Raw genomic sequence first — 21,411 nt, forward strand, 5'->3', positions numbered from 1 at the left:
GCCCGCGCGGGCGGAAATCGATTCCTCAGCGACGGCGCAGCGGCAGGGGCGCGCCCATCACCGCGTACGGCTTGGGCGCGCTCGGGAAGAGCACCTGACGGGCCAGGTCCTGGTACCCCAGGGCGCGGTAGAGGCCCCGGGCGGGGCTCTCGGTGTCGATCGCCGAGAGGATGGAACGCGGCAGGCCGACGGCGTCGGTGATGGTAGTGATCAGCTCGCGTCCGATGCCGCGCTGCTGGAACTCGGGGTGGACGTGCAGCTCGGTGATCACGAACGAGTCGTCGAGCCAGTCCTCGGATCCGGTCGCGCGCAGGTAGGGCTCGACGACGGTGGACCACCAGTGCGTCCGGTGGTTCGGCAGCCCGTAGACGAACCCGACCAGCCGTCCGTCCGCGGTGGTGGCGCCGAGGGCGCGGGCCTGCGGGTGGTCGAGGTGCCGGAGCACGATATGGCGGCGTACGTCGATCTCGTCCTGGCCGAGGCCGAAGGCGACCGCCTGCACGGCGAGCGCCTCGTCGACGCGGGCGGCGAGGTCGAGCGGTCCGACCACGATGTCGGGGGTCCCGGAGCCCCGGGTGGACGCGGGTGCTGCTGCTGCCATGCGGGAACCCTACTGTCCGGGTGGCCGGGTCAGAACAGCACGCTCATGAACGCACCCGTCTCGCGGAAGCCGACGCGGCTGTAGGCCCTGCGGGCGGGGGTGTTGTAGTCGTTCACGTACAGGCTCACGATCGGTGCCACGTCGCTGAGCGCGTGGCGCAGGACAGCGGCCATGCCCGTCTCGGAGAGCCCCCGCCCCCGGGCCTCGGGCGCCACCCAGACGCCCTGGATCTGGCACGCGCGGGAGGTGGCTGCGCCGATCTCCGCCTTGAACAGGACCCTGCCGTCCTCTATGCGGGCGAAGGACCGTCCGGTGCTGATCAGTTCCGCGACGCGTGCCTGGTAGAGGAGCCCGCCGTCACCCGCGAGCGGCGAGACACCGACCTCCTCGGTGAACATGGCCACGCAGGCCGGCATGAGGATGTCGATCTCGTCCCGGCGGACCCTGCGCACGAGGGGGTCGGGTGCGATCTCCACGGAGGGGCTCTCGGTGACCATGAGCGGCTGGTGGGGCCGGACTTCCCTGGCGGGACCCCAGCTGGGTTCGAGCAGACGCCACAGCTGGGTGGTGGGGCCCGCGGGGCCCACGATGGAGGAGCAGCGGCGCCCGGCTCTGCGGGCGCGGTCCGCGAACGCCCTGATGGCCTCGGGGGTGGCGCAGATGGGCACGAGGTTGGCACCGGAGTAGCAGAGCGAGCGGAGCCGTCCGTCGGCGTACCAGCCCCACATCTCGCCACCGAGCCGCCAGGGGTCGAGGCCGGCGACCTGGACGCGGGCGGCCACGAACGCGTTGTCCACGGGTTCGCTCTCGAGGATGGCGAGCGCGGCGGGAAGCTCGCCGGGGTCGAGGACCCGGGTAGTGGTCTGCGTCAACACTGGGGCCTCACCAAACAGTCTGCTGATGTCCGCACTGTACCCAAGAAGGCTGTGCGGTGCCCCCGCAGGTGCGGGACCGTTAGCACACGGAGACGGCTGTGCCCCGCAGGACACGTCCTGCGGGGCACAGTGGCACACGGTCGGGGGGGTCAGCCGGCGATGGAGACCTGGGGCTCGCCCGAGGCGATGCCGTCCTTCTCCATCTGCTCCGCGATCTTCATGGCCTCCTCGATGAGGGTCTCCACGATCTTCGACTCCGGGACGGTCTTGATGACCTCGCCCTTCACGAAGATCTGACCCTTGCCGTTACCGGACGCCACACCCAGATCGGCCTCACGCGCCTCACCCGGACCGTTCACGACACAGCCCATCACCGCGACCCGCAGCGGGACCTCCATACCCTCCAGACCCGCACTCACCTGATCCGCCAGCTTGTACACATCCACCTGCGCACGCCCGCACGACGGACACGACACGATCTCCAGACGCCGCTGCTTCAGATTCAGCGCCTCCAGAATCTGCAGACCGACCTTGACCTCCTCCGCCGGAGGAGCCGACAACGACACCCGGATCGTGTCCCCGATACCCTCCGACAGCAGCGCACCGAACGCCACCGCCGACTTGATCGTCCCCTGGAACGCCGGACCCGCCTCCGTCACACCCAGGTGCAACGGATAGTCCGACTGCGCCGCCAACTGCCGGTAGGCGTTCACCATCACGACCGGGTCATTGTGCTTCACCGAGATCTTGATGTCGCGGAACCCGTGCTCCTCGAACAGCGACGCCTCCCACAACGCCGACTCCACCAGAGCCTCCGGCGTCGCCTTCCCGTACTTCTTCAACAGCCGCGCGTCCAGCGAACCCGCGTTCACACCGATACGAATCGGAGTACCCGCGTCCCCCGCCGCCCTCGCGATCTCCTTGACCTTGTCGTCGAACTGCTTGATGTTCCCCGGATTCACCCGCACCGCCGCACACCCCGCGTCAATCGCCGCGAACACGTACTTCGGCTGGAAATGAATGTCCGCGATCACCGGGATCTGCGACTTCCGCGCGATCGTCGCCAACGCGTCCGCGTCATCCTGCGTCGGACACGCCACCCGCACGATCTGACAGCCCGACGCCGTCAGCTCCGCGATCTGCTGCAACGTCGCACCGATGTCCGACGTCCGCGTCGTCGTCATCGACTGCACCGACACAGGTGCGTCCCCACCGACCGCCACCGACCCGACCTGGATCTGTCGGCTGACCCGTCGGTCGGCGAGCTTGGTCGGAACGGCCGGCATTCCGAGAGAAATCGCAGTCATGCGCTGAGCATCCCCAAGGTGTGGATCAGTGTGGATCGAGGTCCCGACAACAGCGGGCTCCGGGCTTCGAGGTTACGGCACCGGAGGACGACGGGGTGCATCCCGTCGTCAAGCCCGCCCGTCGGTGTGCGGCCGGAGACCACCTGTGCGACCGGCCGCCAGCTGTGGGACGTGTGAGGCATCAGGTGATCTTCACCGGGTTCACGATGTCGGCGACCAGCACCAGCAGCGTGAAGCAGATGAAGATGCCCGCGACCACGTAGGCGACCGGCATGAGCTTCGCCACGTCGAACGGGCCGGGGTCGGGGCGCTTGAAGACCTTGGCCACGTTGCGGCGCAGGGCCTCCCAGAGCGCGCCCGCGATGTGCCCGCCGTCCAGTGGCAGCAGGGGCAGCATGTTGAACAGGAACAGCGAGAGGTTGAAGCCGGCCAGCAGGAACAGCATCATCGCGATCTGGTTCTGCGCCGGGACGTCGAGGTTCATCACCTCGCCGCCGATCCTGGCCGCGCCCACCACCCCGACCGGCGAGTCGTCGGCGCGCTCGCCGTCGCTGAAGGCCGCGCTCCACAGGTCGGGGATCTTCGAGGGCAGCGCGATGATCGAATCGACGCCGTTCTCGATCATGTCGCCCATGCGGACGACCGAGTCGCCGAAGGAGAGCGGCACGATCTCCGTGTTCGCGGCGAAGCCGAGGTAGCCGGCGGTGACGTACTGGTCGGGGATGACCTCGCCGTCGGCGTCCTTCTTCGCGACCGCGTTCTTCCTCAGGACCGCGTTCAGGGTCTGTTCCCGCCCGTCACGCTGCACGGTGATGGTGGCGGGACCGGTGGTCTCGCGGATCCTGTCCGAGAGCGTGGCCCAGTCGTCGATCTTCCGGCCGTCGAAGGCGACGATCCTGTCGCCCTCCTTCAGTCCCGCGGCCTTGGCAGGCGAGACCGGGTCGGCTGCCTTGCAGGTGTCGCGGTTCTCGCTCTGCGCGATCACGCACTGCTGGACACCGGCGACCTCCGTGGTCTGCGTCTGGAAGCCGAAGGTCATCGCGACGCCCATGAAGATCGCGACGGCCAGGACCAGGTTCATGAAGGGCCCGGCGAACATCACGATCACGCGCTTCCACGGCTTGCGCGTGTAGAAGAGGCGCGACTCGTCGCCCGGCTGGAGCTCCTCGAAGGCGGCGGATCTGGCGTCCTCGATCATCCCGCGCCACGGGGAGGTGGAGCGCGCTTCCAGCCGTCCGTCGGCGCCCGGCGGGAACATGCCGATCATGCGGATGTAGCCGCCCGCGGGGATAGCCTTGATGCCGTACTCGGTGTCGCCCTTCTTCCGCGACCAGACCGTCGGGCCGAAGCCGACCATGTACTGGGGGACCCGGATACCGAAGAGCTTGGCCGTCGAGAGGTGGCCGAGTTCGTGCCAGGCGATCGAGAACAATAGACCCACGGCGAAGATGGCGATCCCCAGGACCGTCATCAGGATCGTCGTCGTACTCATACGTGCGCCTCCGCTGTCGCTGCCGCCGAGAGTTCGCGGGCCCGGGCACGGGCCCAGGTCTCCGCTTCGAGGACGTCCGCGACCGTCAGCGAAGTTCCCGTGGCGGGTGTGCCGTGTTCGGCCACCACCGCTGTGACCGTATCCATGATGCCGTTGAACGGCAGCCGTCCCGCCAGGAACGCGTCCACGCATTCCTCGTTGGCCGCGTTGAACACGGCGGGGGCGGTGCCCCCGAGGGTGCCGACGTGCCGGGCGAGCCCGACGGACGGGAACGCCTCGGTGTCCAGCGGGAAGAACTCCCAGCTGGAGGCCTTCGTCCAGTCGAAGGCGGGGGCGGCGTCCGGGACCCGCTCGGGCCATCCGAGGCCGATGGCGATGGGGCCCCCCATGTCGGGCGGGGTCGCCTGGGCGAGCGTGGAGCCGTCGGTGAACTCCACCATCGAGTGAACGTAGGACTGGGGGTGGACCACGACCTCGATCCGGTCGAACGGGATGTCGTAGAGGAGGTGCGCCTCGATGACCTCCAGGCCCTTGTTGACCAGGGTCGCGGAGTTGACCGTGATGACCGGCCCCATCGCCCAGGTCGGGTGCGCCAGCGCCTGCTCCCTGGTCACGTCGGCCAGCTCGGCGCGCGTACGGCCTCGGAACGGCCCGCCCGAGGCGGTCACGACGAGCTTGCGTACGTCGGCGCGCTTGCCTGCGGCGAGCGCCTGGAAGAGGGCTGCGTGCTCGGAGTCGACCGGGATGATCTGGCCCGGGGCCGCGAGCGCCTTCACCAGGGGGCCGCCGACGATCAGCGACTCCTTGTTGGCCAGGGCCAGGGTGCGGCCGGCCTTCAGGGCGGCGAGCGTGGGCGCGAGGCCGATCGAGCCGGTGATCCCGTTCAGCACGGTGTGGCACGCGCTCGCGGCGAGCTCCGTGGCTGCGTCGGGTCCGGCGAGGATCCCGGGCAGCGGCTCCCCCGCCCCGTACGCCTCGCGAAGGGCCTCCCGGAGGGCCGGCACCTTGTCCGCGTCGGCGACCGCGACGGTACGCACCCGCAGCTGCGCGGCCTGCTCGGCGAGGAGCTGGACCCTGCCGCCCGCCGCGGAGAGCGCGGTGACGCGGAAACGGCCGGGGTTGCGGAGCACCAGGTCGATGGCCTGGGTGCCGATGGACCCGGTGGAGCCGAGGATCACCAGATCCCGGCGGCCGTCCACGGCGTCGAAGACGAGATGCGGGTCGGCGAGGGGTGCGGGGCTGTCGCTCATGGCCCCCATTGTTGCCGCATCCGCCGGGCGCACCGACAGGGCATCCCCGTCGGCGTGTGCCTCAGGCCCGCCCGGCACGGAATTTCCTCCACTGGGCGGCCATGACGTCCTCGGGAATCCGGCCGATGTCCTTCGTGCCGAGGACCTCACCGCGGAAGGCGAGCGTGGTGGCCCCGGACCGCAGGACGGTGAGGTACTCGTAAAGCTTGAGCTTCCCCTTCACGTCGAGGACGGTGAAGCGGAAGGCCTTCGCCTCGTCGGCTTCGTCCGCGAAGGAGGGCAGCGCGGCGGGTTCGACCTTCTCGTACGTGGCGCGGGCGACGGCCCGCTCCTCCGTGAGGCCCCCGGCGCACTCCCGGCCCGCCCTGGCGAGCGACCGCATGACCTGGGCCGCGTCCCCGCCGGCGTAGGAGCGCAGCGTCACGTCGACGGTGACGCCGAGTATCTCGCCGGGCTCGTCGGCCTTCCGCTGCACCTGTGCGGTGGGGGTGTGGCCGGAGACGTCACCGGCCAGGCTGACCAGTGGCTGGCACACGGCGGGCGAGGCCGTGTAGGCGTCGCCGAGCGGTCCGCCCAGGGAGTACTCGGACACGGTGAGGCTGCCGGCCTTCTCCCCGTCGGCGAGGGCGAGGGCGGTGAGCTGCGCCTCGGTGAGCCCGCGGGCGGCGGCTCCCGGGCGGGAGGGCGCCGAACTCCTCGCGGCCTCCGGCTTGCCGTCGTCACCGTCGCCGCCGCATCCGGTGACACCCGCGAGAGCGATCACCGCGCAGCCCGCCGCTGCGGCGCCCCGCCGGCCGCCGCCCCGTCGCCGGACATCCGCTCCGCGCACCCCGAACATGCCTGCCCCTGTCTCCCGTTGACGAGCCGGGACCGGTGTCTGATCGCGGCCGAGGCTCGATTGTGCGGCATCCGGTGATCAGAATGCGGTGTCGATGCCGAACTTGTCCCGCAGGTGCGCCATGTCCCGCACGTCCCGGTCGGCGGGTTCGTAGCCCCGGTGGAAGTCCGCCTGCCGCTCGGCGGAGATGCAGCGCACGGTGGTCGTGCCGATGGTGCCGGTGACGAAGCAGGCCGCCGGATAGCGGAAAGGCGCCTCGGGGTCCGGCGAGGACTGCACGGCCGAGCCGTCGGCCGCGAACTCCAGTGGGTGCAGGTCGATCTCGGCCCCGGAGGGGTGGGTGAGGACGAAGCGGACAGGCCGCTGGTCCAGCGTCTCGGCGTAACCGGCGGACTCCAGCGCGGCCACGACCGCGCTCTCCTGCCCCTGGTCGTGCAGCAGGTCGAGATCGCGGTGCTCGCGCGTCTCCTCACCCAGCAGGGCGTCGATGCCCCAGCCCCCGGCGAGCACCACGTCGGCGCCGGCCCCGCGCAGCAGTGCGAGGACGGCCAGGACATCGTTCCGCGCCATCATGCGGGCGACCGTAGCGCGCCCCGTGCCGGGGCGCCGGGTCATTTCCCGTCGGCCTCCTCGCCACGAAGAGGCGGCGTGCCGAGCGTGCGGCGGCGGGGCGCGTCCAGGCAGTGGACGCGCCCCGCCGATGCGGTGGGTCAGCGGATGGGACGGTGGACGTTGTCCCCCGCGGCGGGTCCGGGGGTGGCGTCGGCGATCCAGGCGCCTTCGCCGCTCGGGTCGATGACGCCCTCCTCCAGCCAGGTGTAGGTCCCGGCGAGGACTCCGTCGACCACGCGGCGGTCGATGTCGTCGGTGTTGGACCACAGCCGGCCGAAGAGTTCCTCGACGCGGAGCCGGGACTGCCGGCAGAACACGTCGGCGAGCTGGTAGGCCTCGCGTCCGTGGTCGTTGTCGGCGCGCAGGTGCTCGGCGCGGACACAGGCCGCGCTCATCGCGAAGAGTTCGGCGCCGATGTCGACGATCCGTCCGAGGAAGCCCTGCTTGGTCTCCATGCGCCCCTGCCAGCGGGACATCGCGTAGAAGGTCGAGCGGGCCAGCTTGCGGGAGGAGCGTTCGACGTACCGCAGGTGGGTGGAGAGGTCGGGGTGTCCGGGGACGCGGAACTCGCCGTAGGAGCTGGGCACCCGGCCGGGGCCGCTGACCAGCTTGGGCAGCCAGCGCGCGTAGAACTGCGCCGCGTTGGCACCCGCCCGCGCCTTGTCGGCGAGCGGCTTGTCGGGGTCGATGATGTCACCGGCGACCTTGAGGTGGGCGTCGACGGCCTCGCGGGCGATCAGCAGGTGCATGATCTCCGTGGAGCCCTCGAAGATCCGGTTGATCCGCATGTCGCGGAGCATCTGCTCGGCGGGGACGGCCCGTTCGCCGCGGGCGGCGAGCGAGTCGGCGGTCTCGAAGCCGCGTCCGCCGCGGATCTGGACCAGTTCGTCGGAGATGAGCCAGCCCATCTCGGAGCCGTACAGCTTGGCGAGCGCGGCCTCGATGCGGATGTCGTTGCGGCTCTCGTCGGCCATCTGCGAGGAGAGGTCCACGACCGCTTCGAGGGCGAAGGTGGTGGCGGCGATGAAGGAGATCTTGGCGCCGACCGCCTCGTGGCGGGCCACCGGCCTGCCCCACTGCTCACGGACCGCCGACCATTCGCGGGCGATCTTCAGGGACCACTTCCCGACGCCGACGCACATCGCGGGCAGCGAGAGACGGCCGGTGTTGAGCGTGGTGAGCGCGATCTTGAGACCCGCGCCCTCGGGCCCGATCCGGTTGGCTGCGGGGACGCGTACGCCGTGGAAGCGGGTCAGGCCGTTCTCGATGCCGCGCAGGCCCATGAAGGCGTTGCGGTGCTCCACGGTGATGCCCGGCGAGTCGGCCTCGACGACGAAGGCGGTGATGCCGCCCCGGTGGCCGTCGGACTCCGGGACGCGGGCCATCACCACGAGCAGGTCGGCGACGACTCCGTTGGTCGTCCAGAGCTTCACGCCGTCCAGGACGTAGTCGTCGCCGTCGGGCACCGCGGTCGTCGCGAGCCGTGCCGGGTCGGAGCCGACGTCGGGTTCCGTGAGCAGGAACGCCGAGATGTCCGTGCGCGCCAGGCGGGGCAGGAAGGTGTCCTTCTGCTCCTGGGTGCCGAACATCTTGAGCGGCTGCGGTACGCCGATGGACTGGTGCGCGGAGAGGAGCGCGCCGATGGCGGGGCTCGCCGAACCGGCGAGCGCGAGCGCCTTGTTGTAGTAGACCTGGGTCAGCCCCAGGCCGCCGTACTTCGTCTCGATCTTCATGCCGAGGGCGCCGAGCTCCCTGAGCCCGTTGATCACCTCGTCGGGGATCTTCGCCTCGCGCTCGATGAGGGCGCCGTCGACCCGGGTCTCGCAGAATTCGCGCATCCGGGCGAGGAAGGCCTCGCCGCGCCGCACGTCGTCGGGGGCGGGCTGGGGATGGGGGTGGATCAGGTCGAGCCGGAAGCGTCCGAGGAAGAGTTCCTTGGCGAAGCTGGGTTTGCGCCAGTCCTGTTCGCGGGCGGCCTCGGCCACCTGCCGTGCTTCGCGCTCGGTGACTTTGGGGGCCTGGGGGATGTCGGATGGGGCGGACATGAGGAGCTCACCTCGCCGCGAGTCGGGATATGGGTCGGGCCGTACGCGTGCCGATCGGTACCACTCGTCCGTATCTACCCGATCTGCGTCACCCCCACCACCCCTGCGGCGGGCTCCCGGCGGCACACGGAACCGGCCGGAGCCCCCGCACAGCGGGCTCCGGCCGGTTCCGTCGGTGCTGGCGGCTACAGGGCCAGGCCAGTGAGGACCAGGACCCGCTCGTAGGTGTAGTCGTCCATGGCGTAGCGCACGCCCTCGCGGCCCACTCCGGACTGCTTGGCGCCGCCGTACGGCATCTGGTCGGCCCGGTAGGAGGGCACGTCGCCGATGATCACGCCGCCGACCTCCAGGGCGCGGTGGGCACGGAAGGCGGTCTGCAGGTCGTGGGTGAAGACACCCGCCTGCAGGCCGTACTTGGAGTCGTTGACGGCGGCGAACGCCTCGGCCTCGCCCTGTGTCCTCCGGATGGACAGGACCGGTCCGAAGACCTCCTCGCCGGCGATCGTCGTGGTGTCCGGGAGGTCGGTGAGGACCGTCGGGGCGTAGGTGGCGCCGTCGCGCTTGCCGCCGGTGAGCAGGGTGGCGCCGGCGGTGACGGCCTCGTCGACCCAGGACTCGACACGGCGGGCGGCGTCCTCGCTGACCAGCGGGCCGACGTCGGTGGCCGCGTCGGAGGGGTCACCGGTCACCAGGGCCTCGACGGCGGCGACGATCTTCGGGACGAGCCGGTCGTACACGGTGGCGTCGGCGATGACCCGCTGCACCGAGATGCAGGACTGGCCGCCCTGGTAGTTGGAGAAGGTCGCGATGCGGTCCGCCGCACGGTCCAGGTCCTCCTCGGAGGACCAGTCGCCGAGCACGACGGCGGCGCCGTTGCCGCCGAGTTCGAGGGTGCAGTGCTTACGCGGCACCGACTCCATGATCGAGTAGCCGACGGGGCCGGACCCGGTGAAGGAGATCACGGGCAGCCGCTCGTCCTGGACCAGGGCGGGCATCTTGTCGTTGGGCACGGTCAGCACGGACCAGGACCCGGCGGGGAGGTCGGTCTCGGCCAGCAGCTCGCCCAGGATCAGCGAGGAGATCGGGGTGGCAGGCGCCGGCTTGAGGATGATCGGCGCGCCGACGGCGATGGCCGGGGCGACCTTGTGGGCGCTCAGGTTGAGCGGGAAGTTGAACGGCGAGATGCCGAGCACGGGGCCGCGCGGGAAGCGCCGGGTCAGCCCGAGGCGGCCGGTGCCGCCGGGGTCGGTGTCGAGGCGCTGGGCCTCGCCCCCGTTGAAGCGGCGGGCCTCCTCGGCGGCGAACCGGAACACGGACACGGCCCGGCCGACCTCGCCGCGCGCCCACTTGACCGGCTTGCCGTTCTCCGCCGAGATCAGCTGCGCGATCTCTTCGGTGCGCTCCGTGAGGCGGCGTACGACGTGGTCGAGCGCGGCGGCCCGTACGTGGGCCGGGGTCGCCGCGAACTCCTCGCGCACGGCCCAAGCCGCCGCGACGGCTTCCTCGACCTGGGCGTCGGTCGGTACGGAGACCGTGCCGACGAGGCGTCCGTCCCAGGAGTTGGTGACGTCGAAGCTGTCCTCGCCGGTGGCCCGGCGGCCGGCCAGCCAGAAGGCGTGGGTGGAAGTCATGGCGGTTCCGGCCCTTCAGGGGTGGTGAACGAGGATCGCCGGGCACCGCGGAGGCGCCCTTCGGCCCCACCGTAGGGCGACCCGCGACGAATGAGGCTTGTCCACCGTGGAGTGGAGCGGGTGGACGGTGCGCCGCTTTGTCGGATGCGGCCACGGCCGTCTCCCGCCTGCGACGGCGGGAGACGGGAGCCGGCCGCTCCGGCACGGCGCTACGGCGTCCCCGACGAGGCCGCCGTCGCCTTCAGTGCCAGCCACAGCTCCATGCGCACGTCCGGGTCGTCCAGCGAGCGGCCGAGGATCTCCTCGACGCGGCGCATCCGGTAGCGCAGGGTGTGGCGGTGGACACCGAGGTCGGCGGCCGCCGCGTCCCACTGGCCGTGCCGGGAGAGCCAGGCGCGCAGGGAGGCGACGAGGTCCCCGCGGCCCTTGGCGTCGTGCTCCTGCAACGGCCGCAGCATCCCGTCGGCGAAGGCGCGTACGGCGTCGTCGGCGAGGAGCGGCAGGACGGACCCCGCGGCGAGCTCCTCGTGCTCGACGAGCACCCGGCCGCGGCGGCGGGCGACCGAGAGGGCCTGTTCGGCCTGCTTGTAGGCGGCGGAGACCGCGATCGGCCCGGCGGGCGCCGAGAGGCCGACGACGACGTCGGGTTCTTCGGCACCGGAGTCGCGCGGCGGCCGCTCCTCCTCGGCCCGCGCGTACGCCGCGCAGGCCGCGACCACGGCGCCGCCGTCCACGGCCAGGACCACGAGGCGCTCCCCCTCGGGCACCATCAGCAGGGTCTCGCCGGACCGGCCGGCCGCCGCGTCGAGCGCCTCGGCGAGCGGTTCGGTCCCGGCCGGGACCGGCGCCTCCGCGATGAGGAGCCGGAAGGGGGCGTCGAGGAGCCCTCCGTACAGATCCCCCGCGACGGCCCTGGCGTGATCCGACTGGCCCGCGAGCAGCATCCGCAGGACCGCCGCTCCGAGACGCTGTTCCGCGCCCTGGAGCGCGCGGGAGCGTGCCGTGGTCAGCGTCAGCAGCGCCACGGCCGAGTTCACGGCGTACCTCTCTGCCGTGCCGAGCGCCGCGCCCGTGCCGACGGCCAGCGCGCCGCGGGCCCGGCGGCCGGTTCCCAGGGTCTGGAGCTCGACCCGGTCGTCGCCCTCGGCGTCACCCACGACGGCGCTGGCCGGGGCCGGGCGGTCGCGCAGGCGCTCCACCTCGGGCGTGAGCCGGGCCGCGCGCCGGGCGGCCCAGTCCGGTGCGGCGGTGAGGACGGCTCCCGAGGAGTCGTAGAGGGCCGCCCAGCCGTCGATGTGCGCGGCGAGCCGTGTGAGGAGCGCCGTGGGACCGTCCCCGGCGACGGCCGCCCTGGTCAGCTCGCGCTGTGCCTCGAATCCGGCCGTGACCGAGCGGTACTGGTCGGCCGCGATGGCCGCCGACACGGCCTTGCTGATGGCCAGGAACGGCGTGCGTCTGGGCACTTCGAGGAGCGGCAGTCCCGCTTCCTCGGCGGCGTCCACGAGAGCCGCCGGGATGTCGTCGTACGTGACGCCGACACCGAAGCCCACACCCACGACTCCCGCGCCGGCGAGCCGCTGTACGTACCGGCGCATGGTCCCCGGGTCCCGGGCGTCGAGGTTGGTCGCCGTGACGAGCAGCAGCTCGCCGCCCTCCATGTACGGCACGGGGTCGGCCAGCTCGCTGGCGTGCACCCAGCGCACCGGGGTACCGAGCCGGTCGGCCCCCGCCCGGACGGTCAGCCTGAGCGCCGAGTGCTGGACGAGGGAGGCGAGAGTGGGAGGCATGGGACCGCCGGACCTCCGGGAGTCGATGGGACCGTCCTCGGGGGGCGCGGCCCGGTTGTGCCGCCCTGGGCGGACGGCTCGATTACGCCGCCTCGTACAGACGGACGGGGGCAATTCTGCCAGGGCGGCAGGGTCCCCGTCACCGCCCGGTCAGCCACTCAGCTCGACCAGGAGCGGGGGCGCGTGTTCACCGTCCACCGTCGTCAGGGACAGGACCGCGTGTCCGGCGGGCAGGGAGTACGCCAGCTCCGAGGCCGACCAGCGCTCCCGTTCGACCCGCCGCACGGTGACGGCTTCCCTCGTCACGGCCTTGCCGGTGACGAGCTTGCGCAGGGCGTGCAGGGCGCGGGTGAAGGGCTGGTCGGCGAAGACGGCGTGCTCGGCGACCTCGCGGGTCTCGATCCACTCCTTGCCCCAGGCCTCCGAGAAACGCTTGCCGTCCCAGGTCGTGACCCCGCTGAACGCCATGCAGCAGCCGACCGCGCCCAGCAGCGCGGTGTGCAGCTGCTCGGGGACGTCGTCGACGGTACGCAGGGCGAGAACGGCGCCCGCGTTGACCGAGCGAAGCCGCCGGACACCGCGGACGGTCCCCGCGGTGACCGTGTGCGTGGCGTCGTCGAGCACCAGGCAGACGAACAGCGACCGGTCGGTCCGGGCGGCGGTCACGGCAGTGAACTGGGCGAGCACCAGCCGGGTCAGCAGGCGGGACGCCTCCGCGTGCGCCCGCTCCGGGAGGTCGATCCTGACCCGGAGCGGCAGGTGCTCCAGAGAGCGCAGCGAGAAGGGCCGGGCCTGCTCACCGGTGGTGAAGAAGGGGGCGAACGCGGGGCGGTCGAGGAGGGCGATCCGGTCGGCGAGGGCGAGCCCGGGGTCCCCGGCGCCGCCCTTCTGCCGGGTGCGGGCCTCCAGCTCACGCAGCATCGACTCATGACCGCCGGCCGCCAGTGCCTCCCGCAGTGCGTCGGTCGGCGCGTGGTCGCCGTCCAGGAGCTGCCGGAGCTCGGGTACCCCGGGGAAGTGCCCGTGGGCGGCGCGGTAGGGGCCCAGCAGCTGGGCGAGCACGGTCGCGGCACGCCTGCTGTCCAGCTGGGGCACGTCGCCGACCAGTCCCTCCGCGAGCACGCTCGCGGCCTCGTCGGGGTCCGTCGTGCCGCCGTACAGGTCGAAGTCGTGGACGGACGAGGGGTCGCCGATCCGGACCACGACGTCGAACGCCTCGTCGGGGCCGAGCTCGCCCCCGCCCCCGCCGACGGCGAGCACGGCGGCCCGGCCGGCGAGCGCCTGCAGGGCGAGCGACTCCACGACGGGGCGCACGAGCCGGGCGGACTTGCCCGCCCCGGGCGGCCCGACGGCGAGCAGGGAGGTGCCCAGCAGCGCGGGTTCCAGGGCGGTGCCGGAGCCGCGTCGGGCGTACGGGTTGTGGGGGTCGTCGGCGAAGGTGCCGATCCTCACCTGGCCCGTGAGCAGGTCGTGCCGGGCGGCGCGGCGGGGAAGGTCGCGCGCGCCGGAGGGGTGCAGCGCGGCCGCGCCTCCGGTGCGCAGGACGGCCTCGGTGAGTGCGCTGAGGCGTTCCGGGTGCGCCCGGCCGACGGTCCAGGCGTGGCGCAGTCGCGCGACGTCCACGTCGTTCATCCGGCCGGTCCGCACCTCCGCGGTGAGAGTCTCGGCGGCATCGGTCAGCCCTGCGGCACGCAGCTCGGGCCACTGCTCGGGGGCCGGCGCGTCCGGGGGCGCGGCGGGGGCTGCGGACGCCCCGGCGGCGCCCTTTCCGGTGCGGGCGGCGACCAGCTCGCGCCAGCGCCCGAGGCGGGCGAACGGCCAGAGGACCCCGAGGGCGATCACGGCGTAGATCACGTCGACCACGGCCTGGCTCTGGTAGATCTCACCGCCGGCGACCGCTGCGACCAGGATCAGCACCGGCCTGACGAGCGGGACGGCGTCCTTCCACACGAGGACCTCGGCGACGGCTCCCCCGGCGGCGGTGGCCAGCGCGAGAAAGGGCTGTCCGCGTCCGGCGACATGGCGCCGGAAGATCTCGGACCAATTGCCGAGCCTTCCGCAGGCGTGGACGAGGAGCCCGAAGAGGACGGCCTCGTAGACCGTGAGGGCGTCGGCCCCCTCGATCGTCCTGGGCCCGCCGAACGTCCCGGCGTACCACCAGTCACGGGGGGTGAACAGCTTCAGCGGGACGAGTCGGTAGGGGATGTAGCCGTTGCGCCACAGGGACCACAGGAGCAGTCCGGAGAGCGCGGAGATGAGGACCCCCACCACCAGTGAGCGGTCCGACACACCTTCGGGCCTCTCCGGCGGGCGCGGGGTGTGGCCGTAGCGCCAGACGCCCGGGCCGGCCTCGGGGCGGGGTGCGCGCATCCAGGCGTCCAGGCCCCCGCCGGCCGGCGGGGGCCCCGGGTGCGGGGCGTGCGTGGGCGGCGGCGGCGCGGCGGGCGGTGGCCCCGCCGGACGGGGCACCCGGCCCGCGCCCGTGCCCCGTGCGTCGTACATGCCTTCGGTGTCCATGAACCGCTGCCCCCTGACCAGCCAGGTCCCGCCTTCTGCACCGGCCAATCTAGTGCCCGGGCACCGGGAGTTCAGCCATGCGGCCGGATGACCCGGCGAGGCGTCCCGCCGGGCTGGCGCCCGCCCATCTGTCCGTCGCGGACAAGGACACGCCGGCACCACTCCCGATCGGAGCATGACCGCTGCCCGCGCCCACCCCTAGCCTGCAGAAACAGAAGCGTCCGAAACACCCCCAGGAGCCCCGCATGTCCGACATCCCGCAGGAGCGCCGCGTCGTCACTGCCATCCCCGGCCCGAAGTCGGTCGAGCTGCAGGCTCGCCGCGTGGCGGCCGTCGCCGCGGGTGTGGGTTCCACGCTCCCGGTCTTCACCGCCCGGGCCGGCGGCGGGATCATCGAGGACGTGGACGGCAACCGGCTGATCGACTTCGGTTCCGGTATCGCCGTGACGTCCGTGGGCGCCTCCGCCGAGGCCGTCGTGCGCCGGGCGTCCGCGCAGCTCGCCGACTTCACCCACACCTGTTTCATGGTCACGCCGTACGAGGGGTACGTCGAGGTCTGTGAGCAGCTCGCCGAGCTGACGCCGGGCGACCACGCCAAGAAGTCCGCGCTGTTCAACTCGGGCGCCGAGGCCGTCGAGAACGCCGTGAAGATCGCCCGCGCCCACACCAGGCGCACCGCGGTCGTCGTCTTCGACCACGGCTACCACGGCCGGACCAACCTGACGATGGCCCTGACGGCGAAGAACATGCCGTACAAGCAGGGCTTCGGTCCGTTCGCGCCCGAGGTCTACCGCGTGCCCGTCGCGTACGGCTACCGCTGGCCGACGGGGGCCGAGAACGCCGGCGCCGAGGCGTCCGCCCAGGCCATCGACGAGATCACCAAGCAGATCGGCGCCGACAACGTCGCCGCGATCATCATCGAGCCGGTCCTCGGCGAGGGCGGCTTCATCGAGCCCGCCAAGGGCTTCCTCCCGGCGATCGCACAGTTCGCGAAGGACAACGGCATCGTCTTCGTCGCGGACGAGATCCAGTCCGGCTTCTGCCGCACCGGCCAGTGGTTCGCCTGCGAGGACGAGGGCATCGTGCCCGACCTCATCACCACGGCCAAGGGCATCGCCGGCGGTCTCCCGCTCTCCGCGGTGACCGGCCGTGCCGAGATCATGGACGCCGCCCACGCGGGTGGCCTCGGCGGCACGTACGGCGGAAACCCGGTGGCCTGCGCGGGTGCGCTCGGCGCCATCGAGACGATGCGCGAGCTGGACCTGAACGGGAGGGCCAAGCGCATCGAGGAGGTCATGAAGGGCCGCCTCGGCGAGATGCGGGCCAAGCTGTCCAACGGCGACATCATCGGTGACATCCGCGGCCGTGGCGCCATGATCGCGATCGAGCTGGTGAAGTCCGGGACGAAGGACCCCGACGCCGCCGCGGCAGCGTCGCTGGCCAAGGCGTGCCACGCCGAGGGACTGCTGGTGCTGACCTGCGGCACCTACGGCAATGTGCTCCGCTTCCTGCCGCCGCTCGTCATCGGCGAGGACCTGCTGAACGAGGGCCTCGACATCCTCGAGCAGGCGTTCGCGCAGCTCTGATCCGGGCGACCCACCCGGCCGCCGGGCGCCGTTTTCGACGGCAATGACCGGGGACCGGGTGAGGGCGTGTGAAGAAGGTGTGCGGGGGCGATGGCGGGATACCGTTGTCGCTTCCGGTGCCCACTCCCTCTGACGTACGGTTTTCCCAGATGAGAGAAACACCCCGCCCGCAGGGGACTGCGGACGAAGCCGGGACGGGGCTCCCCCAGCGCCGTGCCGGCCGTGCCCTCGCGCACACCACCGGAGCTTCGGGCTCCGGAACTCCTCACCGATCGGATGGCCGCTCGCCCCACACCCCCCGGGGCGCGCGGCAACCCGATCCGACCGGCCACCCCGGAACAATCCCCCCTGTTCCCGGGTGGCCGGTTCTTCTCGTTTCCACGGCCGCGGCGGCGGTGCTCTTCGTCCTGGTCACCTGGCAGGTGCTGACCGCCGGGCCCCTGCTCGGGCCCGACGAGCGCCTCGGCCTGGAGCTGGCGGGACGCGGCCCGGCCGGGCTCGCGGATCTCTTCGCCGACCTCGGCAACATGCAGGTCGCCGTGCCCGTGCTGGCGTGCGCCGTCCTGGTGGCCTGGTTCCGCCGGGCCCGGCGCGCGGCCCTGTACGCCGTCCTGGCCATGGCGGCCGTGCCGGCACTGGTCGTCCCGCTGAAGCTGTGGACGGACCGTCAGGGCCCGCTGACGGAGGCCACGGGCTACTACCCCTCGGGCCACACGACCACGGCGGCGGTGGCGTACGGCGCGGCGGCCCTGCTGCTCGCCCCGTATGTGAGGCGGTCATGGATGACGCTCGTCGCCGCCGTCCTGCTGACGGCGGCGACGAGCGTCGGTCTGGTGCTGCGCGGCTACCACTGGCCGCTGGACGTGGTGGCCGGCTGGTGCCTGAGCGCGGTGCTGCTGCTCACGCTGCGGGCCCTCACGCGGAGTGGTCAGCCGCCGAAGTAGGCGTCGAAGTTCCTGGAGAACTCCCAGTTGTTGAAGCGGTCCCAGTTGATGGACCAGGTCATCAGCCCGCGGAGCCCCGGCCAGGTGCCGTGCGTCTGGTACGAGCCACAGCTCGTGCCCGCCTTCTTCGTCAGGCAGTTCAGCGCCTTGGTGACCTCGGCGGGCGAGGTGTGGCCGTTGCCCGCCTGGATGGATGCCGGGAGGCCGAAGGCCACCTGCTCGGGGCGGAGCGCGGGGAAGACCCTGGACTGGTCGCCCGCGACGGGGAAGCCGGTGAGCAGCATGTCGGTCATCGCGATGTGGAAGTCGGCGCCGCCCATCGAGTGGTACTGGTTGTCCAGGCCCATGATCGGGCCCGAGTTGTAGTCCTGGACGTGGAGCAGGGTGAGGTCGTCGCGCAGGGCGTGGATGACCGGCAGGTAGGCGCCGGCGCGCGGGTCCTGGCCGCCCCAGGGGCCGGAGCCGTAGTACTGGTAGCCGAGCTGCACGAAGAAGGTCTCGGGCGCCATGGTGAGGACGAAGCTCTCGCCGTACTTCGCCTTGAGCGACTTCACCGCGGAGACGAGGTTCACGATGACGGGGGTCGTCGGGCTGCGGAAGTCGGTGTCTCCCGTGGCGAGTGACAGCGAGTGGCCCTCGAAGTCGATGTCCAGGCCGTCGAGGCCGTAGGTGTCGATGATCGTGCTGACGGAGGAGACGAAGGCGTCACGGGCAGCGGTCGAGGCGAGCTGCACCTGGCCGTTCTGGCCGCCGATCGAGATCAGCACCTTCTTGCCGGCGGCCTGCTTGGCCTTGATGGCGGCCTTGAACTCGGCTTCGCTCTCCACGTTCGGGCACTCGGTGGCCGGGCAGAGCGAGAAGCGGATGTCGCCCGAGGTGACGGACGTCGGCTCGCCGAAGGCGAGGTTGATGACGTCCCACGAGTCCGGCACGTCGGCCATGCGTGTGTACCCGGAACCGTTGGCGAAGCTGGAGTGGAGGTAGCCGACGAGTGCGTGGGCCGGGAGCCCGCCGCCGTCGCCCCCGCCGCCGCCCGTGCCCGTGGTGACGTTCACGGCGGCGGACTTCGCGGACTCCCCTGCGGCGTTGACGGCGCTGACCTGGAAGCCGTACGCGGTGGAGGCCGCCAGGCCCGTCACGGTCGCCGAGGTCCCGGTGGTGTCGAGGGCCTTGGTGCCGCCGCGGTAGACGCGGTAACCGGTGGCTCCGGCGGACGCGGTCCAGGACAGCGGCACGGAGGAGGCGGTGGCCGTCCCGGCCTCGAGCCCGGTGGGGACCGGGGGGACGGTGACGGGGGTGCCGCCCGGGCCGACCAGGCTGAGGTCGTCGGCGTAGTAGGCGGGGGTGCCGTACCAGCCGTGCGTGTAGACGGTCACCGAGGTGGTCGCCGGGCCGGTCCTGAAGGTCGTGGTGAGCTGCTTGTAGGCACCGGCGGACTGGGTCCACGTGGACACGTCGGTGGTGCCGGTGCCGGATGCCCCGAGGTAGACGTAGTCGCCCCGCACCCACGCACCGAGCGTGTAGGTGGAGTCGGGCTTCACCGTCACCGTCTGGGAGCACCGGGCATGGTCACTGCCGGCCGGTGTCGCCTTCAGTGCCGCTGTGCCGCCGTGCACGGGCGTGCTGACGACCGCTCCGCTGCCGGCCGAGCAGGACCAGCCGTCCAGGCCCGCCTCGAAGCCCCCGTTGCGCGCCAGATCGGCGTCCGCGGCGCCGGCGGCCGGCGCCGCGGCGACCAGGGCACCGGCGGCGAGCAGGACCGCCGAGAACCCGGCGAGCAGACCGGACGGTCTGGCGGATGGTCCGGTACGGGATGCGGTGCGTTCCACAACAGCCTCCGTGCGCGCAGGAATGGAGCGGTTCGCGCACAACATGGTCCAGACCAATCACGTTGTCAAGACCTCTGGCGCCGCATCATCGCCCGTCACGGCTGCCGCGGGCTGCGGCGGCCTCGTGCAGAGCGAGTTCGAGAAGCGTGGCGTCGGTGAGCACCCCCGACCCGTCGGGCGGGATGAGCCACCGCACACCCCCGACCGTGCTGCCCGGACGCGGCACGACGATCCAGGCGCCCCGGCCGACCCCGCGGATGCCCGTCCCGACCCACCGGGCAGCCGTCCCCGGGGGCACGAAGAAGCCCATCCGGGAGTCGCCGAAGTCCGCCAGCACCGGCCCCGGCCGGTCGATGAGGCGCGTGATCACGTCCAGCGTCGGATAGCCCAGTTCACCGGGGACGATCAGCACGTCCCAGCGTTTCCCGGCGGGCAGGAGCGCGATCCCCCGCGGATTGCGCTCCCACTCCTCCCGGCAGGCCTCCGGATCCGGTGCCACCGATGCGAGCCATACGACCGCGGCTTTCGCCCCCGTACCGGCCATGAACTGCCTCCCTCTCCCGTGGGCACCGGCGGTGTTCCGGCGGTGCGTTCACGGAAGAGAGAGGGGCCGGACCGGATCATGACGCGGGTTCGGCCACCCGCCGGCGGTGACCTGGGTCACCCCGGGTCAGCTGTCGAAGCCGAGCCCCATCCGGTCCATGGTCCGCAGCCACAGATTGCGGTGGCCCCCATGGCTGTCGGCCCGGGCGAGTGACCTCTTGGTGAGCTCGATCCCGGCCCAGGCGAAGGGCTCGGGCGGGAAGGGCATCGGCTTGGAGCGGACCATGGCGAGCGTGGTGCGTTCCGTCTCCTCGCCCGCGAGGAGGTCGAGCATCACGTCGGCCCCGAAACGCGTGGCCCCGACCCCCAGGCCGGTGTATCCGGCGGCATAGGCGACGCGCCCGCCGTGCGCCGTGCCGAAGAACGCGGAGAAGCGTGAGCAGGTGTCGATCGCACCGCCCCACGCATGGCTGAAGCGCACTCCGGAAAGCCGGGGGAAGCACGCGAAGAACTGTCCGGCGAGCTTCAGGAAGGTCTCGGGCCGCTGGTCCAGGGAGGCGTCCAGCCGGCCGCCGTAGGGGTAGATCGCGTCGTATCCGCCCCACAGGATGCGGTTGTCCGCCGAGAGCCGGAAGTAGTGGAACTGGTTCGCGCTGTCGCCGAGGCCCTGGCGGTTCCCCCAGCCGATCGAGGCGAGCCGGTCCGCGTCGAGGGGCTCCGTCATCAGCGCGTAGTCGTACACCGGCACCGTGTACGCGCGCACCCTCCTGACCAGCGACGGGAAGATGTTCGTGGCCAGTGCGACCCTGCGGGCGAACACCCGGCCGTACGGGGTGCGCACCGCGGCTCCGGGACCCGACGTCGCGAGGTCCAGGCCCCGGGTGTGCTCGAAGATCCGTACGCCGAGGCCGAGGCAGGCCTCCTTCAGTCCCCAGGCGAGCTTCGCCGGATGCAGCATGGCGACGCCGCGCCGGTCCAGCAGTCCGCCCAGGAATGTCGGTGAATCGACTTCGGCGCGCACCTGGTCGCGGTCGAGGAGTTCCAGCCCGGTGAATCCGAGCTCCCGCGTGCTGCGGTGCCAGGCGCGCAGCTCTTCGAGCTGGTGGGGCTGGGTGGCCACGTCGATCTCACCGGTGCGCTCGAACTCGCAGTCGATGGAGTAGCGGGTGACGGCCGCCTCGATGGCGTCGAGGTTCCGCGCGCCCAGTTCCTCCAGCTTCCCGATCTCGTCCGGCCAGCGCTCCAGTCCGTTGGCGAGGCCGTGGGTGAGGGACGCCGCGCAGAACCCCCCGTTGCGACCGGAGGCGGCCCAGCCCACCTCGTCGCCCTCGATCAGGACGACATCGCGACCGGGGTCCCGCTCCTTGGCGAGCAGGGCGGTCCACAGACCGCTGTACCCGCCGCCGACGACGAGGAGGTCACAGTGCTCGTCCCCCGTGAGGGCGGGGAGGGCCTGAGGCCGCCCGGGGTCGTCGAGCCAGTAGGACAGGGGGCGTGCGTCGGAGAGTGACTGTGCGGCGGTACGCATGGCATCCGGGGCCATGGTTTCCAACT

16 protein-coding genes are annotated in these 21,411 nt (G+C 72.0%); 2 read left to right on the forward strand and 14 right to left on the reverse strand.

The features are described 5' to 3' along the window. Positions 1-25: 25 nt before the first annotated feature. From OG206_RS08640 to OG206_RS08690, 11 genes are all read right to left on the reverse strand, one after another. A complete protein-coding gene (locus OG206_RS08640; RefSeq protein WP_327113939.1) occupies positions 26-601 on the reverse strand; it encodes a GNAT family N-acetyltransferase in 576 nt (191 codons plus the stop codon). A gap of 29 nt (positions 602-630) precedes the next feature. Next, entirely contained in the window at positions 631-1,476 is an 846-nt protein-coding gene (locus OG206_RS08645) for a GNAT family N-acetyltransferase (protein WP_327113941.1), read from the reverse strand. 149 nt (positions 1,477-1,625) lie between these two features. Then, complete coding sequence (gene ispG, locus OG206_RS08650) at positions 1,626-2,783, reverse strand: flavodoxin-dependent (E)-4-hydroxy-3-methylbut-2-enyl-diphosphate synthase (protein ID WP_327113943.1); 1,158 nt, start codon at positions 2,781-2,783, stop codon at positions 1,626-1,628. 181 nt (positions 2,784-2,964) lie between these two features. Further along, the gene (locus OG206_RS08655) at positions 2,965-4,275 is read right to left on the reverse strand and encodes a M50 family metallopeptidase (RefSeq protein WP_327113945.1); all 1,311 of its coding nucleotides are present in this window, start codon (positions 4,273-4,275) and stop codon (positions 2,965-2,967) included. Next, the gene (gene dxr, locus OG206_RS08660) at positions 4,272-5,525 is read right to left on the reverse strand and encodes a 1-deoxy-D-xylulose-5-phosphate reductoisomerase (protein ID WP_327113947.1); all 1,254 of its coding nucleotides are present in this window, start codon (positions 5,523-5,525) and stop codon (positions 4,272-4,274) included. The genes OG206_RS08655 and dxr overlap by 4 nt, the downstream gene beginning before the upstream one ends. A gap of 61 nt (positions 5,526-5,586) precedes the next feature. Continuing rightward, positions 5,587-6,363, reverse strand: coding sequence for a hypothetical protein (locus OG206_RS08665; RefSeq protein ID WP_327113949.1), 777 nt, complete (start codon positions 6,361-6,363; stop codon positions 5,587-5,589). A 78-nt stretch (positions 6,364-6,441) separates the two neighbouring features. Next, complete coding sequence (locus OG206_RS08670) at positions 6,442-6,936, reverse strand: nucleotidyltransferase domain-containing protein (RefSeq protein WP_327113951.1); 495 nt, start codon at positions 6,934-6,936, stop codon at positions 6,442-6,444. Between the two features lie 137 nt (positions 6,937-7,073). Further along, the gene (locus tag OG206_RS08675; RefSeq protein ID WP_327113953.1) at positions 7,074-9,020 is read right to left on the reverse strand and encodes an acyl-CoA dehydrogenase family protein; all 1,947 of its coding nucleotides are present in this window, start codon (positions 9,018-9,020) and stop codon (positions 7,074-7,076) included. Positions 9,021-9,205: 185 nt separating this feature from the next. After that, positions 9,206-10,651: an aldehyde dehydrogenase family protein gene (locus OG206_RS08680; RefSeq protein ID WP_327113955.1), complete on the reverse strand. Its 1,446-nt coding sequence runs from the start codon at positions 10,649-10,651 to the stop codon at positions 9,206-9,208. A gap of 209 nt (positions 10,652-10,860) precedes the next feature. After that, complete coding sequence (locus OG206_RS08685) at positions 10,861-12,438, reverse strand: PucR family transcriptional regulator (RefSeq protein WP_327113957.1); 1,578 nt, start codon at positions 12,436-12,438, stop codon at positions 10,861-10,863. Positions 12,439-12,588: 150 nt separating this feature from the next. Beyond that, on the reverse strand, positions 12,589-14,955 hold the full coding sequence (locus OG206_RS08690) for an ATP/GTP-binding protein (RefSeq protein WP_327113959.1): 2,367 nt from the start codon (positions 14,953-14,955) through the stop codon (positions 12,589-12,591). Positions 14,956-15,200: 245 nt separating this feature from the next. On the opposite strand from OG206_RS08690, the gene gabT reads away from it, so the two are divergent. Both gabT and OG206_RS08700 read left to right on the forward strand, forming a co-directional pair. Then, a complete protein-coding gene (gene gabT, locus OG206_RS08695) occupies positions 15,201-16,541 on the forward strand; it encodes a 4-aminobutyrate--2-oxoglutarate transaminase (RefSeq protein ID WP_327113961.1) in 1,341 nt (446 codons plus the stop codon). A 395-nt stretch (positions 16,542-16,936) separates the two neighbouring features. Continuing rightward, a complete protein-coding gene (locus OG206_RS08700) occupies positions 16,937-17,485 on the forward strand; it encodes a phosphatase PAP2 family protein (RefSeq protein WP_327113963.1) in 549 nt (182 codons plus the stop codon). Here OG206_RS08700 and OG206_RS08705 read toward each other — a convergent pair. The 3 genes from OG206_RS08705 to OG206_RS08715 form a co-directional block, all read right to left on the reverse strand. After that, positions 17,470-19,314: a chitinase gene (locus tag OG206_RS08705; RefSeq protein WP_327113965.1), complete on the reverse strand. Its 1,845-nt coding sequence runs from the start codon at positions 19,312-19,314 to the stop codon at positions 17,470-17,472. The two genes, OG206_RS08700 and OG206_RS08705, sit on opposite strands and share 16 nt — an antisense overlap. An 85-nt stretch (positions 19,315-19,399) precedes the next feature. After that, positions 19,400-19,858 (reverse strand): hypothetical protein, encoded by a 459-nt coding sequence (locus OG206_RS08710; protein WP_327113967.1) that lies wholly within the window; start codon positions 19,856-19,858, stop codon positions 19,400-19,402. Positions 19,859-19,984: 126 nt separating this feature from the next. Then, on the reverse strand, positions 19,985-21,400 hold the full coding sequence (locus tag OG206_RS08715) for an NAD(P)/FAD-dependent oxidoreductase (protein WP_327113969.1): 1,416 nt from the start codon (positions 21,398-21,400) through the stop codon (positions 19,985-19,987). Positions 21,401-21,411 lie beyond the last annotated feature (11 nt).

The organism is Streptomyces sp. NBC_01341 (genome assembly GCF_035946055.1).
Taxonomy (GTDB): domain Bacteria; phylum Actinomycetota; class Actinomycetes; order Streptomycetales; family Streptomycetaceae; genus Streptomyces.